The sequence below is a fragment of the Bradyrhizobium sp. CCBAU 51627 genome, assembly GCF_028128765.1.
Classification (GTDB): domain Bacteria; phylum Pseudomonadota; class Alphaproteobacteria; order Rhizobiales; family Xanthobacteraceae; genus Bradyrhizobium.
Genome location: NZ_LBJG01000024.1, coordinates 870,696 through 885,543 on the forward strand (window position 1 = coordinate 870,696; position 14,848 = coordinate 885,543).

Annotated in this window: 12 protein-coding genes; 9 read left to right on the plus strand and 3 right to left on the minus strand. The window is 58.9% G+C overall.

The window, feature by feature from the left end; all coding sequences use genetic code 11:
• Nucleotides 1-66 precede the first annotated feature (66 nt).
• A complete protein-coding gene (locus XH88_RS18930; RefSeq protein WP_271669765.1) occupies nt 67-1,089 on the minus strand; it encodes a helix-turn-helix transcriptional regulator in 1,023 nt (340 codons plus the stop codon).
• Between the two features lie 190 nt (nt 1,090-1,279).
• On the opposite strand from XH88_RS18930, the gene XH88_RS18935 reads away from it, so the two are divergent.
• The 5 genes from XH88_RS18935 to XH88_RS18955 all read left to right on the plus strand — a co-directional run bounded on the left by XH88_RS18935 (nt 1,280) and on the right by XH88_RS18955 (nt 5,777).
• A complete protein-coding gene (locus tag XH88_RS18935) occupies nt 1,280-2,239 on the plus strand; it encodes a fatty acid desaturase (protein WP_271669766.1) in 960 nt (319 codons plus the stop codon).
• Between the two features lie 25 nt (nt 2,240-2,264).
• Nucleotides 2,265-2,429 (plus strand): rubredoxin, encoded by a 165-nt coding sequence (gene rd, locus XH88_RS18940; RefSeq protein ID WP_271669767.1) that lies wholly within the window; start codon nt 2,265-2,267, stop codon nt 2,427-2,429.
• Between the two features lie 148 nt (nt 2,430-2,577).
• Complete coding sequence (locus XH88_RS18945; RefSeq protein WP_271669768.1) at nt 2,578-2,886, plus strand: hypothetical protein; 309 nt, start codon at nt 2,578-2,580, stop codon at nt 2,884-2,886.
• Between the two features lie 181 nt (nt 2,887-3,067).
• The gene (locus XH88_RS18950) at nt 3,068-3,526 is read left to right on the plus strand and encodes a (2Fe-2S)-binding protein (protein ID WP_271669769.1); all 459 of its coding nucleotides are present in this window, start codon (nt 3,068-3,070) and stop codon (nt 3,524-3,526) included.
• Nucleotide 3,527: 1 nt separating this feature from the next.
• Entirely contained in the window at nt 3,528-5,777 is a 2,250-nt protein-coding gene (locus XH88_RS18955; RefSeq protein ID WP_271669770.1) for a xanthine dehydrogenase family protein molybdopterin-binding subunit, read from the plus strand.
• Between the two features lie 128 nt (nt 5,778-5,905).
• Here XH88_RS18955 and XH88_RS18960 read toward each other — a convergent pair whose 3' ends face one another.
• On the minus strand, nt 5,906-6,289 hold the full coding sequence (locus tag XH88_RS18960) for a hypothetical protein (RefSeq protein WP_442868453.1): 384 nt from the start codon (nt 6,287-6,289) through the stop codon (nt 5,906-5,908).
• A 310-nt stretch (nt 6,290-6,599) separates the two neighbouring features.
• Complete coding sequence (locus XH88_RS18965; RefSeq protein WP_271669771.1) at nt 6,600-7,796, minus strand: acetyl-CoA C-acyltransferase; 1,197 nt, start codon at nt 7,794-7,796, stop codon at nt 6,600-6,602.
• Between the two features lie 1,225 nt (nt 7,797-9,021).
• Here XH88_RS18965 and XH88_RS18970 point away from each other — a divergent pair.
• From XH88_RS18970 to XH88_RS18985, 4 genes are all read left to right on the plus strand, one after another.
• A complete protein-coding gene (locus XH88_RS18970; protein ID WP_271669772.1) occupies nt 9,022-11,142 on the plus strand; it encodes a PQQ-dependent dehydrogenase, methanol/ethanol family in 2,121 nt (706 codons plus the stop codon).
• A gap of 257 nt (nt 11,143-11,399) precedes the next feature.
• Nucleotides 11,400-12,191 (plus strand): crotonase/enoyl-CoA hydratase family protein, encoded by a 792-nt coding sequence (locus XH88_RS18975; protein WP_271669773.1) that lies wholly within the window; start codon nt 11,400-11,402, stop codon nt 12,189-12,191.
• A gap of 59 nt (nt 12,192-12,250) precedes the next feature.
• Nucleotides 12,251-13,147, plus strand: coding sequence for an alpha/beta fold hydrolase (locus XH88_RS18980; RefSeq protein WP_271669774.1), 897 nt, complete (start codon nt 12,251-12,253; stop codon nt 13,145-13,147).
• Nucleotides 13,148-13,499: 352 nt separating this feature from the next.
• On the plus strand, nt 13,500-14,699 hold the full coding sequence (locus tag XH88_RS18985; protein ID WP_271669775.1) for an ABC transporter substrate-binding protein: 1,200 nt from the start codon (nt 13,500-13,502) through the stop codon (nt 14,697-14,699).
• The last annotated feature ends 149 nt before the right edge of the window (nt 14,700-14,848 follow it).

Below are 14,848 nucleotides of genomic sequence, written 5' to 3' on the forward strand. Positions count from 1 at the left end.
GCCAAACGCTTGCTCATCCTCATCAGTGCGGATTTCGGCCGGCGTAGATCCGTCGAAGTTTCCGCTTCAAGTCGAATCCGCCGCGTGCCGGAAATCGAACCGGTATTGAGACGGAGTACAGCCTCGAACTCGCCGGAAGCTTCGGGTGAATCCGGCCTGATCGCTGAAGCCGATCTGCTCAGCTATCTCCGAAAGCTGCATATCCGATCGGCGTAGGAACCAGCAGGCCAACTCTGTGCGTACCTCGTCGAGCAGGAACTGATAGCTTAGTTGCTCGGATTCGAGGCGTCTGATCACGCTTCGCTTCGACATCGCGAGCTTGTCGGCCACGTCCTGGAGAGAAGGCCACGTCGCCGTCTTCTGCCGCAGCAAGTGGCGAACCTTGGCTGCTGTGCTGCCCATATGTTTGGACAGTTCGTCCTCTCCCGCCATCTTGAGCCGGTCGCACAGGTCGGAATCTGCGCTATGGGATGGCCTCATCGCGAGGTCCAACGGCACCCGAACGCCCAGGCAACGACTATCGAAGTCGAACATCGCCGCTACGTCCGAAACCGGCGACCGAGTAGGCGCTGTCCATGGAAAGGTGAGCCGGATCCGATCTTCCAACGCGTTTCCCGAGATTGCCTTTAGGACGTTGTAGACGGCGAGGACAGTGGCGTACCCCATGAACTGGTCAAATTCGCCCAATTGCAGGCGCGGCTTCATTTCGATGATCGCCTGGTCGCCCTGCTGTAAACATCGGTGAGTGAACATCGCGTTTCGGACGGGTGCATAGCGCACCATCGCGACCATAGCGTCCCATAAGGTTTCGCTCGACATGGCGGAAAGCCCCATCGATCCGTGTGCGGCCGCCGGAATCGCCAAGCCCATATCGATACCGATCTCCGGCTCGTCGGCGGCATGACACTCCTCGAGCATGGATAGAAAATCAGAGATAGGCAGCAGGCGGGGTGTTACCGGTGCGGCAGCCGCGCTCGCGGATAAGAAACTGGCAGAGACGTGGAAGTACGCGGAGTGGAGGCACGGCTCAAACCAAGACGGAGATAGCTCGCGGCAGGTGCTGCGTATTGCCCTACTGATTCCGGCCATGGACGGTCATGCCCCGCTTGGAGATGGCATCCTAAGACAAATAATTGGCAACTTCAACAATGGCCCACTGTTGACCGCTTCTCTAAGCAGATCGTACCGGATCGCTCGATGAATCCGCGACCATAAATGACAAGAGGAGACGGCAGCATGATGCTTCAGGGAGAACGTACGCGCTTGGAGGTAATCAGCAATGTCCTCTAACGCTTCCGCCCGATACCCGGTCAGAGTGCCGCCGGAGAAACAGGCCGAACTCTATCGTCTCACCAACCCGCCGAAAGTCGCCTGGCCGACCGTGATGCTTTTGATCTACGTCGTCGGAGGAGTCGTCGCGGTCGATGTCGCCGCGATATGGGGGATTATTCCTCTCTGGGGCGGAACGATCCTGAACATCGTGGCCATGTACCCGTTCTTCCATGTGATGCACGACGCGTTTCATCGCGCTGCATCATCGAACGTCAAGCTCAACGACTGGATCGGCAGGATTGTCCTGTTCGCAATCGGCTCCCACGCCACCCTGGAGGCCTCGCGCTACGGGCATATGATGCACCATCGTTTCACCAACGGTCCTCAGGATCCCGACCACTACTTCCATGGCAGCTGGTGGACGCTGCCGTTCCGATGGATGACCATCGACTACTACTACGTTTGGTACAACCTCCAAAGCAAAGACCCTCGTGCGTGGAAGGTCATGAAGGGAACGCTTCCGTATACGATCGGCACCACTGCGGCCGTAGTGGCATTGTTCTCTATGGGTTACGGATGGGAGCTCCTGATGCTTTGGTATCTGCCCAACCGCCTCACTTGGGGACTGATCTGCTGTGTATTCCTGTGGCTGCCGCATCTGGACGGCGACGAGAACGGCGAGCTTGCGCACATCAGGGTTGGCACCCCTTCCGCGTCTAGCGGTGACAATCTGACGGCGGGCACCACCATGCGGCTCGGCTTCGAAAGGATCCTTGCTCCGCTAATGCAATGGCACAACTATCATCTGATCCACCATCTGTGGCCGACCACGCCGTCGTACAATCACGCCAAGGTCTGGAAGCTCATGGAGCCGGAGCTGCGCGAGCGAGACCTGCGGATCCAGAAGGACTTCGAGCTGGTTCCCACCCTGCACATCGGCGGCACTACTGCCGTAGGCGCGCAGTAGGCCCCGCATTGGCGGAAGATATGCCATGAGAAAGTATCGCTGCGCCTACTGTGCCCACGTCTACGACGAAGCCCAGGGCGATCCGGACTCCGGGATCGCCCCCGGTACCCGCTTCGAGGATATTCCCGACGATTGGCAATGTCCCGAATGCGGGGCGGCCAAAGGCGACTACCACCTCATCGAAGATTGAACTCGTAAGAGGTCGCCTTCGGCAGAGTCCGATTGCTCGCTGTTATTCACGAATGCGGTGAGGTCATTCGAATCTGAATTGGCGGTAGCCTTCGCAAGGCTCTAATCATTGCACAAAAAATGATTAGGTCGGGCTTGTGGAACTCACCTTGTCGAAATTCGCCGTCGCGCCGGCGGCGACTCGATTTCGACAGAACCGGACAAGAGGGCGGATGGTCGCAATGAATATCGATAGCCGAAACGAAGTGCCGCCGCCCAGCTTCATCCGACGAAGTTGGACGGCTCTCATCGACTTCCTGCGAAACCTCGAGCCCGACTACTCGGAGGCGGACTACATTCTCGAGCGTGTCTCCCGGCTTGAACGCGATTTCGCCGAATTCAAGCAAAGCCTATCCGAGAAGGGCGCCGCGACATCGACTGGTGGTCTCTCGTTGAGAGACGTACGGGAGGATTCTTGAATCTCCGCGCATCTCTAGACAGCAACCTCAGCAATCCAGCCGTCGATCGAGGGGACCGCCTTCCATTTCCACGCGACGAACGTCGGCTGCCTGCCAAGTTCGGGCATCTCATTTGGTCGGTTGCGATGCCGGGAGGAGCAGATAGGTCTCGGCGTCTTTCTTTATCACAGGAGCACTCGCAATGCAGTTGACCGTCAACGGCAAGAATCATGATCTGGACGTCGAACCTGAAATGCCGCTCCTTTGGGTGCTCCGGGACGAGCTTGGCATCTTGGGGCCGAAGTACGGCTGCGGCGCGGGCCTTTGTGGCGCATGCACCGTTCATGTCGACGGTTCTGCGGTGCGCTCTTGCTCGATCACCGCGGGAGAAGTTCGCGGCAACGTCACCACGATCGAAGGCCTCGGAACGCCGTCGAACCCGCACATTGTTCAGCAGGCCTGGATCGACCATCAAGTAGCGCAATGCGGCTACTGTCAATCAGGACAGATGATGACAGCAGCCGCCTTTCTGTCGAAGACGCCGGAGCCCTCCGAGTCTCAGATCTCCGATGCGATGAGTGGGAATCTCTGCCGATGCGGAACCTATACCCGCATCCATAGCGCCGTAAAAACTGCAGCTCAGATGACGAAGGGGAAGTAGCGTGGCTCGTCTCAAGACAATTGCAAGGCGCACATTTTTGGTCGGCTCTGCTGCGGTCGTCGGCGGGGTCGCCTTCGGCTATTACAGCTTGCGCAAGGAGCCTCCGAACCCGCTTCTGAAAGGTCTGAAGTCGGGCCAAGCGGCGATCACGCCCTACGTACGAGTAGACTCTGAGGGCGTCACGCTGATCACTCCCCGCGCCGACAAAGGGCAAGGCGCATACTCGATTCAGGCTCATCTGATCGCGGAAGAACTCGATGTGGATCCGCACAAGGTCCGCATCGATCCCGGTCCGCCAGATACAGCCTACTTCAACAGCCGGATCATGGATGATAGCCTGCCATTCGCGACCATCGACGAAGGCGTCATGGCTCGGGGGGCGCGGGGCGGCGGCGAAGTGCTGAGTCGCCTACTCGGCATGCAGATCACTGGCGGCTCGTCTACCGTCCCCGACGGCTATCATAAGCTGCGCGTGGCGGGTGCCGTTGCGCGCGAGACCTTGAAGGAGGCGGCAGCCAGAAGGTCGGGCGTTCCCCGGTCGCAACTCAAGACCAGCGACGGCAGGGTCATCCTGCCCGACGGGAAGTCGGTCTCATACGCAGAACTGGCCGCCGAAGCGGCTCAGATTGCTCCGATCACGGATGTCGCGCTCCGACCGGAGAAAGAATGGCGCTACATCGGCAAGAACATGCGGCGGATCGATATCGTCGCGAAATCTACCGGTACTCAGCGTTATGGAATCGATGTTCGTCTGGACGGCATGGTTTACGCGACCGTGCGGACAAACCCGGGCATGGGCGGGACAATCAAACGATATGACGCCTCAAATGCGGAAAAAATGAGAGGCGTCAAAAAGATCGTTCCGATCAAGGACGGTGTTGGCGTAATCGCCGACAACACCTGGAGAGCCTTCCACGCTGCAGAAGCTATCAAAATCGAATGGAACGATCCGCCCTATCCAGCCGACTCGGCGGGCATGTGGAAGGTGCTCGAGGGTTCGTTCTCGAAAGACCAGCAGGACAGTCGGCTTCGCAACGACGGGGATGTCGAAAAGGCGTTCGCCGGCGCTTCCAAGTCGATTGAAGCGGAATATCGGACACCGTATCTGGCACACGCGCCGCTTGAGCCGATGAATGCGGTGGTCCTCTACACGAAGCAAAGGATCGACATCTGGACGGGGACGCAGATCCCGGTTTTCTTACGAGCCCATGCTGCGAAGTTGACGCAACTGCCCGAAGAAAAGGTTTATGTGCATGCTCAGCCGATCGGCGGCAGCTTCGGAGCACGCCTCGACGATACGTATGCGCTGCAAGCCATCGAGCTTGCGATGGCCATGGAGGGCGTTCCAGTCAAGATGACGTGGAGCCGTGAAGAAAACATGGCGCACGACTACCCCCGCCCGATCCAGCTCTCCCGCGCCAAGGGAAGCGTTCGCGACGGCAAAGTGGAGAGCATGAGCATCGATATCGCCGGCCAATCGATGGGAGCATCCTGGTTCAATCGTCTGCAGGCGCCCGTTCCTCCCGGTCCCGACACCACAAGTGTCAACGGTATTTGGGACCAACCCTTCTCAATTCCGAACTATCGCGTGACAGGTTACCGGACGAAAGAAATGGTGCCGGTCAGCCCCTGGCGGTCGGTCGGAGCCTCCGGCAATGGCTTCCATCACGCGTCCTTCCTGGACGAACTGATATATGCCGCCGGCGCGGACCCGATGTCCGAATTAATTCGTCTGTGCAATCACGAGCCGTCGAAGGCCGTTTTGCATACATTGCGAGATATTTCCGATTGGAAAGGTGTCCGCTTAGACGATCGGCGAGCTCGCGGCGTTGCGCTTACGTTGTCGTTCGGTGTGCCGATGGCGCAGGTCGTAGAGATCAGCGACACCGCTCAAGGAATAAAGATCGAGAAAGTCTTCGCGGTTTGCGACGTGGGGCGCATTCTCGATCCTATCAATTTCGAAGCGCAGGTTCAGGGCGGCATCATATGGGCCCTAGGACATGCCATGAACTGCGAGCTGACATATGAGAACTTTGCGCCCAACCAGACGAACTTCCACGTTTTCGAGGCCATGAGATTCCGTCAGGTGCCGGAAATCATCATCAAAGGCTTGGAACTCGGGAAAGAAGTGCGAGGGCTCGGTGAGCCTCCCGTCCCGCCGGCGGCACCCGCCCTGGCCAATGCGATCTTTGCTCTCACCGGAAAGCGAGTGCGCGAATTGCCTCTGAACAAAAGCGTCAAGTTCGCTTGATTGCGCGATTGACAAGAATAAGTTGCCACGACGGCCGCGCGTCGGCCGTCGCTTCGCCGAACTTGCGGCCGTATGAAGGGCCGAGCAGCGGATTTCGGGCGCGCTTCTCCGGCATGTCCTACGATAGCTTACGTCATCGTGCCCGGAATGAAGCAGCGAATGATTGGATGCCCGTCGAGATAGTAGGGCCATACCATGGTCTTTCCGAAAAGATTCGGCTGCGTGAGCACTGCACCGTCCGGGACGTCGACCCACTCCCCGTCGATGTAGACCCTGTAGTGCTTGCCGTCCGAGCTCGTCTTCCATTCCACGTCCTTCAGTACGCGTCCATCCGCATCTGAACAACAAGGGCCCTTCTCTGAATGCAGGCTCTCGAACCAGTCATGGAGAGGAGAGTTGGCGTAGCGCCCGTCCGGGTCGCGGGCGTGCGCGAAACTCATGCTGAACACAAGTGCCGCGAGAAGACCCGCCGTCGCGAAGGTGCCGATAGCCGCATTGAGAGCATTCCTCATCACGCCGCCTTTCAGAAGCAGAACGTTCAGATCGCGAAGCGAAACGGTGCCGGACGCGCGTGCTCGCAGCCTCTGATCGGCGCAGCAGCTAGTGACTTGTAATTTAGAAGTTACGTGGAGTTTTTCAATGGTGGGGACGAATGCCTTAGCGAACAGGCAAATGGAATGGAACCGCGCTCGGCGAGCGAAGCAGCGACAGGGACCCAAAAGCGCCTCTTGCCGCCCTGGTCTCCCAGGGCGGCGTCCGTCCAGATTTCGGCTGTGCATCCTATTCCGCGACGCTCCCGGGCCGCGGCCGGTACTTAGACCTTCAATTGGAACGGCGCTCGACGGCAATGGCGGTAGCTTCGCCGCCTCCGATGCAGAGCGCCGCCACCCCACGCTTCAGATTGTTCGCCTCGAGCGCGTGCAGCAGCGTCACGATCAGCCGCGCGCCGGTGGCGCCAATAGGATGGCCCAGCGCGCAGGCTCCACCATTGATGTTGAGCTTGTCGCGGGGAATGCCGAGGTCGCGCTGCGCCGCCATCGCCACCACAGCAAAAGCCTCGTTGATCTCGAACAGGTCGACGTCGCCGGCGCTCCAGCCGACCTTGTCGAGCAGCTTGCGGATCGCCGGGATCGGCGCCGTCGTGAACCACTGCGGCTCCTGGCTGTGGGTGGCGTGCCCCCTGATCTCCGCGATGGCAGGCAGGCCATTGCGATCCGCGAGCGAACGCTTCGTCAGCACCAGCGCCGCAGCGCCGTCGGCATTGGCAGAGGAGGCCGCCGGCGTGATAGTGCCGTTGGCACGAAATGCCGGCTTCAGTCCTGGGATCTTTGCGGGATCTACCTTCAACGGATGCTCGTCATTCGCAATGATGCGCGGACCGGCCTTCTCGGTCAGCGTGATCGGCGCGATCTCGGCCTTGAACGCGCCGTTCTCGACCGCCTTGCGGGCGCGGCTGAGCGTTTCCATGGCATAGGCGTCCTGGTCCTTGCGCGCGAATTGATAGGCTTCCGCAGTGGCCTCACCGAAATCGCCCATCGAGCGGCCGGTCTCGTAGGCGTCCTCGAGTCCGTCCATCATCATGTGGTCGATGATGCGATCGTGGCCGGCGCGATAGCCGCCGCGCGCCTTGGCGAGAAGATAGGGCGCATTGCTCATGCTCTCCATGCCGCCGGAGACCACGATCTCGGCCGACCCGGCGCGAATGATGTCGTGCGCCAGCATGGTCGCCTTCATGCCGGAGCCGCAGACCTTGTTCACCGTGGTCGCGCCGGTCGCATCAGGCAGCCCCGCCGCGCGCGCGGCCTGGCGTGCCGGTGCCTGCCCCTGGGCAGCCGGCAGCACGCAGCCCATGAAGACCTCGTCGACCTTCTCGGGCGCAAGCTTGGCGCGCTCGAGCGCCGCCCCGATCACATGCGATCCGAGCTTGTGTGCGGCCAGCGGCGACAATTCGCCCATGAAGCGGCCGAGCGGGGTACGGGCGGCGGAGACGATGACGATTGGATCAGTAACTTCGGCCATGGAGAAGCTCCTCGCTATTCGATGTTGGCTGATGGTCATCATATTATTTGTTGCTCGAATTGCAATGCGCCGACCTTTGGTGCCCTCCGCCGGTTGAGGTGCGCCACGCATCCTGATGGCGCGCTTTTGCGGGTAATCGGAGCTCGGATGCGTGAAATGGGGCCATACGTGCCGCGACATTTGTCGGTCTACTCAAGGGAGCAAGGACACGATCGAGGGACAGCGTTTCGCCGTCCATATGCTTCGGCGGGACGGGGGGGCGCGAAGGCCAAAGAAAGGAGGAGAGACAATTCCCGCGACGGTCGGATGGAATGTCAGAACGTCGGATGGGTTTTCGCAATCATCCATCTCGCTGACGAGAAACAAAACTCGCGATTTCCCACGGTGCGTCGCTCGCAAATCTCATCGGTGAGATGCTGGATGCATCCGCGGGCCGATGGTCTGGGCGCAAAATACAGCTCGCAACTGACGGAGCTTGCCGAATGCTAGTGTGGGCGCGTCAAATCAAGGCCGGACGCTCTCTTATCGGCTGGGAGCAATTTCAACTCGCGTTGAAAGCTGGTGTGGGCATTGCAACGATCCGCCGACTCGAGCGGATGAGCGGACCCATCAATGCGCATTTTGAGACAATCGCGAAGATCAGGCGCGCGCTCGAGAGTGCGGGTGTCGAATTCATCGGCGAACCGAAGCCTGGCGTCTGTGTGCGATTAGATTGCGTCCGAAGTACAACGGATGGCGAGCGAGGCAATCAGTAATGAGTCAAGGTATATCGCATTTAATATCTGAGAGATCAGCGGTAATATCCATGTACCCGTTTCATCACGATCGATGAAATACTTGCGTTTATTATCGCTGGTACATTGTCAGCAGGATATTTCTCCATTTTGATCAGGTGAGCCGATTTCGGCGCACAAGCCAGCAACAACAGACAATCGTTGGCGGACATCCTAGGGGGAAAGATGATTGCAAGGTCAGCAACGGCGGGCATCGCCGCGCTCATCGCAACTATGTCCGCAATCTCCAGCGCGAACGCATACGCGCCCGAGACTCCCTCACCGACCCTACCCAAATTCCACAAGTGACGGTCGGCGACAGCCCGTCGTGATCTACAGCAGCAAGGGACTTGCCGCCTGGCGCGAAGCGCCGAGTTGCCACCGCTTTTTCGCGCAAGTTGCCGCGTGGGAGCACCCACAATCATAGTCGATCAGCTACTCCGGAGAATTCGATGAAGAAAATTGGAGCGATCTTGGCCGTCTCGTGCCTGGCAGTCCTAGCGGCGCGGCCGGGTGTCGGCGCCGAGCCGTTGGCCGCCAACGTCTCCGCCGAACGGCTTTCCAAGGCAACCGCCGAGAACGGCAATTGGATGCTACACGGGCGAACATACAAGGAGGAAAGGTTCAGCCCTCTCGATCAAATCAAGCGGGAAAATCTCGAGCAGCTGAACCTCGCTTGGCACGCCGATCTGGATTCGGAGCGTGGTCAAGAGGCCACGCCGATCGTCGTCGACGGCATCATGTACGTCAGTACGGCGTGGAGCAAAGTGTTCGCGTTGGATGCGGCCAGCGGCAAGCAACTGTGGTCATATGATCCTAAGGTTCCCGGTGAATGGGCCGTGCACGCATGCTGCGACGTCGTCAATCGCGGAGTGGCGGTTTGGGAAGGGAAGGTCTTCGTCGGGACGCTCGATGGCCGGCTGGTCGCCCTCGATTCCAGGACCGGGATGCCGGTCTGGGAGACGCTGACGATCGATCGGAAATATCCCTACACGATTACAGGTGCGCCGCGTGTCGTCAAAGGGAAGGTCATCATCGGAAACGGCGGCGCCGAGATGGGCGTCCGCGGCTACGTTACCGCCTACGACTCCGAGACCGGCAAGCAAGTGTGGCGCTTCTACACGGTCCCGGGCGATCCTTCGAAACCGTTCGAGAGTCCGATCCTCGCATCCGCCGCAAAGACTTGGTCGGGTGAATGGTGGAAGTTCGGCGGGGGAGGGACCGTCTGGGATTCGATGTCCTACGATCCCGAGCTCGACTTGCTCTACATCGGCGTGGGCAACGGCAGCCCTTGGAATCACAAGATCCGCTCGGAAGGAAAGGGCGACAACCTCTTTCTATCCTCGATCGTTGCACTTCGTCCGGATACCGGGGAGTACGTCTGGCACTACCAAACGACCCCCGGCGATTCCTGGGATTACACCGCTACTCAGCACATGATTCTTGCGGACATGCAGATTGAGGGACAAGAGCGCAAGGTGCTGATGCAGGCACCGAAGAACGGTTTCTTCTACGTCTTGGATCGAACCAATGGGAAATTGATTTCGGCGGAGAAGTACGCGGCGATGAACTGGGCAACCGGCGTCGACAAAGAGACAGGCAGACCGATAGAGAACCCCGAAGCTCGGTACGCGAACAATCCAAACGGCCTCTTCATCGCTCTACCTGGGCCAAGCGGAGCCCACAACTGGCATCCGATGTCCTTCAGTCCGCGCACTGGTTTGGTCTACATCCCCGCGCTTACGCTCGGATTTCCGTTCTTGGCCGATACCAGCATGACGGCCGACCGCGAACAGGGATGGAACGCTGGAGTGCGGATGGGAGTAGGGCTCCTGCCGACCGATAAAAGGACCCGAGACGAAATGAAGGCCAATGTTTTTGGCCAACTACTGGCCTGGGATCCGATCCGTCAAAAGGCAGCTTGGGCTGTCCGTCATCCTGGAGTTTGGAACGGTGGCGTTCTTTCGACGGCCGCGGACCTCGTCTTCCAAGGAACGCAGCAGGGCGAGCTCGTGGCCTACAGCGCGGCCGACGGCACCAAGCTTTGGTCGCGCAAGACACTGTCCGGAGTGATCGCGCCGCCGATCTCGTATGCGGTGAATGGGGAACAGTACGTCGCGGTTCTTGTCGGATTCGGTGGGTCAATCGCCCTTACTGGAGGCGAAGCTGCGCTCGGTACTTTCCCACAACCCAACAAACCCCGTCTGCTGGCCTTCAAGATTGGCGGTAAAGACGTGCTGGCAGTCGGGGCCGAAAGGACGGCGGTTACCACCACCTCCGTGCCGCCGAAGATCGGCGACGTGCAAACGGTCGCAAATGGCAACGAGCTATACCACCTCTACTGCGGAGCCTGTCATGGTATCGGTGCGATCAGCGGCGGCGTACTCCCTGATCTGCGTCATTCCGAACTGGTTGGAAGCCGGGACGCGTTCAATTCAGTCGTCAGAGAAGGCGCACTGAAATCCAGGGGCATGGCGCCTTTCGCAGCTGTGCTTTCCGATAGTCAAACCGAAGCGATTAGAGCCTACGTGATCGATCGGGCGCACAATCCCATTCCCGAGGAAGTTCAATAGTAGCATCCATCGGTCGGTCCGCCTGGAGTTCGGGCGGACCGACGCCGAATGCAATAACTCAGACCGCCTCTGCAGCGGCTCAAATTACCCCCCAATGCATGGCGGGCAGGTGCAATTCTGGAACGGCGGCATTCACTGCTGAATAGGCTCGGCACAAGATTGTTGTAGCCGGTTCCCGACGCCCATTGTCAACTCGTCGAAAAGAGAACGCTCTTCGGCGACGAGGCCGCCGCCGTTTCTGCGACTGGAGGATGCAAATGAGCGACCGCAAGGCCTCACCCGGCCGGATCCGCACAGAGGTTCATGGCCGAGTATTCAAGATCATTATCGACAATCCCGCGAAGAAGAATTCGTTCACGCCCTCAATGATGGTGGAGATGTCGAACGCCATCACGCTCTTGGACAACAACGACGAATATTGGGTCGGCGTCCTTTGTGCCGAAGGCGCTGATTTCACGTCGGGTCTCGACATGCCAAGGTTCTTCGGCCCGAACGCCGAAAAAACCGAGATTTCTCCGAGCAACATCGATGCGTTCGCGCTCAAAGGACGTTGCCGCAAACCGATCGTGACAGCCGTGCAGGGCATTGTCTATACGATCGGGATCGAGATGATGCTTGCCGGAGACATCGTCGTAGCCGCTTGGGATAGCCGCTTCTGCCAGATGGAAGCAAAGCGGGGAATTGCACCTCTCGGGGGCGCTCACTTCCGATTCTTGACGCGAGCAGGTTGGGGAGATGCGATGTACCACCTCTTCCTTTGCGACGAGTTCGATGCAGAGCGGGCTCGCGCCATCGGTCTAGTGCAGGAAGTCACCCAGCCCGGCAGGCAGATTGAGCGAGCCATGGAGCTGGCGCAGACCATCGCCAACAATGCGCCGCTCGGAATCCAGGTCACGAAGCACGCTGCGCTAAAGTATATCGAAGCGGCCGAGCGAGATGCGATCGACTTCATACCCAAAATCAAGGATCGGGTTCTCAACAGCGAAGACATGATGGAGGGGATTCGATCGTTCGTGGAGCGTCGCCCGGCCGTGTTCAAAGGTAAGTAGCCCGCCTGGCAATGCGCCCGGGAGAAGCCTGAAGTCGCCCCCTGAATGGAATGCACGTAATGATCGATGCTCGCGAAACCTTCAACGGCTCATGGCCCTTCCAGCCTCGCTATTTCGAGGGCAATGGCTTTCGGATGCACTACGTCGACGAAGGCAGTGGTGACCCTATCGTCTGCCTGCATGGTGAGCCCACCTGGGGCTACCTCTATCGTCGCTTCATTCCGCCGCTCGCCGCTTCGCACAGAGTGATCGTCCCTGACCATATGGGCTTCGGCAAGAGTGAAACACCTTCCGGCCGCGAATATTCGCTCAGAAGCCACGTCGAGAACTTCACCAAGCTGGTCGAAGCCCTCGATCTCACGAACATCACGCTCGTCGTGCAGGATTGGGGAGGGCTCATCGGGTCTGCGTTCGCACTGCGACACCCCGATCGAGTCAAACGGCTCTTTCTCCTCAATACGGTCAGTGGGTACGGCAATGCGCCGCCGGGTCTGACCCCATGGTTCCAATTCGTCCTTAATCATCACAAAGGTGGCACGCTCGGCGAAGTCTTGGGACATCTGAACGTTAACATCCTGAGCGTCATGAAGATCCAAGGCCTAGAAAACCTCTCGGCTGTGAATTCGGATTGGCTTGCGGCTTACGGCTCTCCATTTACGACGAAGGAGGAGTGTATCGGGGCGATCGAATTTCCGCTCGATGCGCTGCTCGGAAGGATCCAGCCCTATCTCGCGGAGGGTTTTCCGCTCATCCAGAATCTCAAGTCCAAGCCGGCGATGCTTGCGGTTGGCATGAAGGATCGCGCCATCTTGCCCGACACACAGATCGCGGATTTCAGCGCGGTGTGGCCGGGTAGGCCGATCATCAAGCTCCCGCATGCAGGACACTTCAGCCAAGAAGATGCACCCGACACAGTGATCGCGCTTATCGAGCTATTCATTAGCAGTACTAAATGACGCGTCCTCGCCTCGGACTCCATGCGCGGAGCGCCTTCGGTTCGCCAGGATAACGCGCCATGATGTGTCGATATAAGTACTAAAATGAAATGAAGAGGCGCGGATGGATATGTGCTGTCCGTTGGGCGTCTGTCGTAGGCTTCCGTAGTTGTCAGCAATGATGTCGCAGACGATCGTGCGAGCGAAGCGCTTGACTAGTTCCAAAAAAGAACGTTAGGGTGGGAATAGATTGTCATGGTTAGACCTGCAGTCGTCGGAGTTCTGCCGAGGACTGACAAGCGAGCGCGCAAAGCGAAGCGAAGGTCAACTAAACTTAGTTGCGCGCCAGGGAAGGCGCGCGGGGAGGATATCGATGTTAGCGAAATGGAAAATCGCGATAGCCCTAGCTGTCCTTCTGGGCGGTCCCGCGTACGCGGCGGAAGAGCCCGGCGTTTCCGATACCGAAATCAAGATCGGCGGTGTTTTCCCCTTCAGTGGACCGGCATCTTCGATCGGACTCGTGGGCAAGGGCCTCATTGCCTACATCCAATCGCTGAACGATCGGGGAGGCGTCAACGGCCGCAAGATCAACTACATCGCCTACGACGACTCGTACAGTCCGCCCAAGGCCGTGGAGCACGTGCGCAAGCTGGTCGAGAGCGACGAAGTAGCCTTCATGTACGGCCAGCTCGGTACGCCCGGCATCTCGGCTACGGCAAAATATCTCAGGGCGAAGGGGGTGCCCAGCGTCGCAATCATCAGCGGCGCGTCAAAGTTCACGGATATCGCAAATTACCCGCTGATCACGACCGGTCTCGTCAGCTACGATACCGAAGGGAAGATCTATGCCAAGTATCTGATGAAGACGCTTCCCAACGCGAAATACGCAATCCTCTATCAGAACGACGACCTCGGCAAAGACTACGTCAATGCCTTCAGGTCGTATCTTGGGAGCGATTTCGATCGGAAGGTGGTGACTGCGGCCTACGAAGTCACCGAGCCAACCATAGACTCGCAAATCACAAACCTGAAGAGTTCGGGGGCCGAAGCGCTGGTCGTGGCTGGGACGCCAAAGTTTGCGGCGCAGGCGATCCGCCAGGCGTCTGTCATCGGTTGGAAGGCGACCGTGATCATCAACTTCCCATCGAATTCGGTCGGCGGAACGCTGACGCCGGCCGGGCTAGACAAATCCGTTGGCGTGATCGCCGGCACGATCACCAAAGACATCGCAGACGAGACGTGGAAGGACGATCCTGGTCTGCAGGACTATAGGAAGTTTTTCGAGAAGTATTTGTCCGGCGCCGACATCACGAACGGGAGCTACGCAGTAGGATATCAGCAGGGAATTCTGCTCGAGCGAATCTTGAAGCAATGCGGCAATGATCTTTCCCGCAAGAATATCCTGGCGCAAGCAAGGAATCTCCAACACGTAATGGTCCCCATTGCGCTGCCGGGAGTCGAGGTCAATACCAGCGAAAGCGTGAACATGATGTGGTCTCAAATGCGGCTCCAGCGCTGGACAGGTACCAATTGGCAGTTATTCGGAGACGTGCTCGACGCGAAGTCCGAATAGCCGTCTCGCTGGAAAAGGCAGGGCAGCGCATGATCGAAGGCGCCGCCGAAACCTCAGTTCAGTGGCCGCGCGGATCGCGAGGCCGGCAATTAGAAGCTAGTTCACGCGCGAGCCTCTGAGATCGCTCCGCGGCAAGTCATGGGATCACG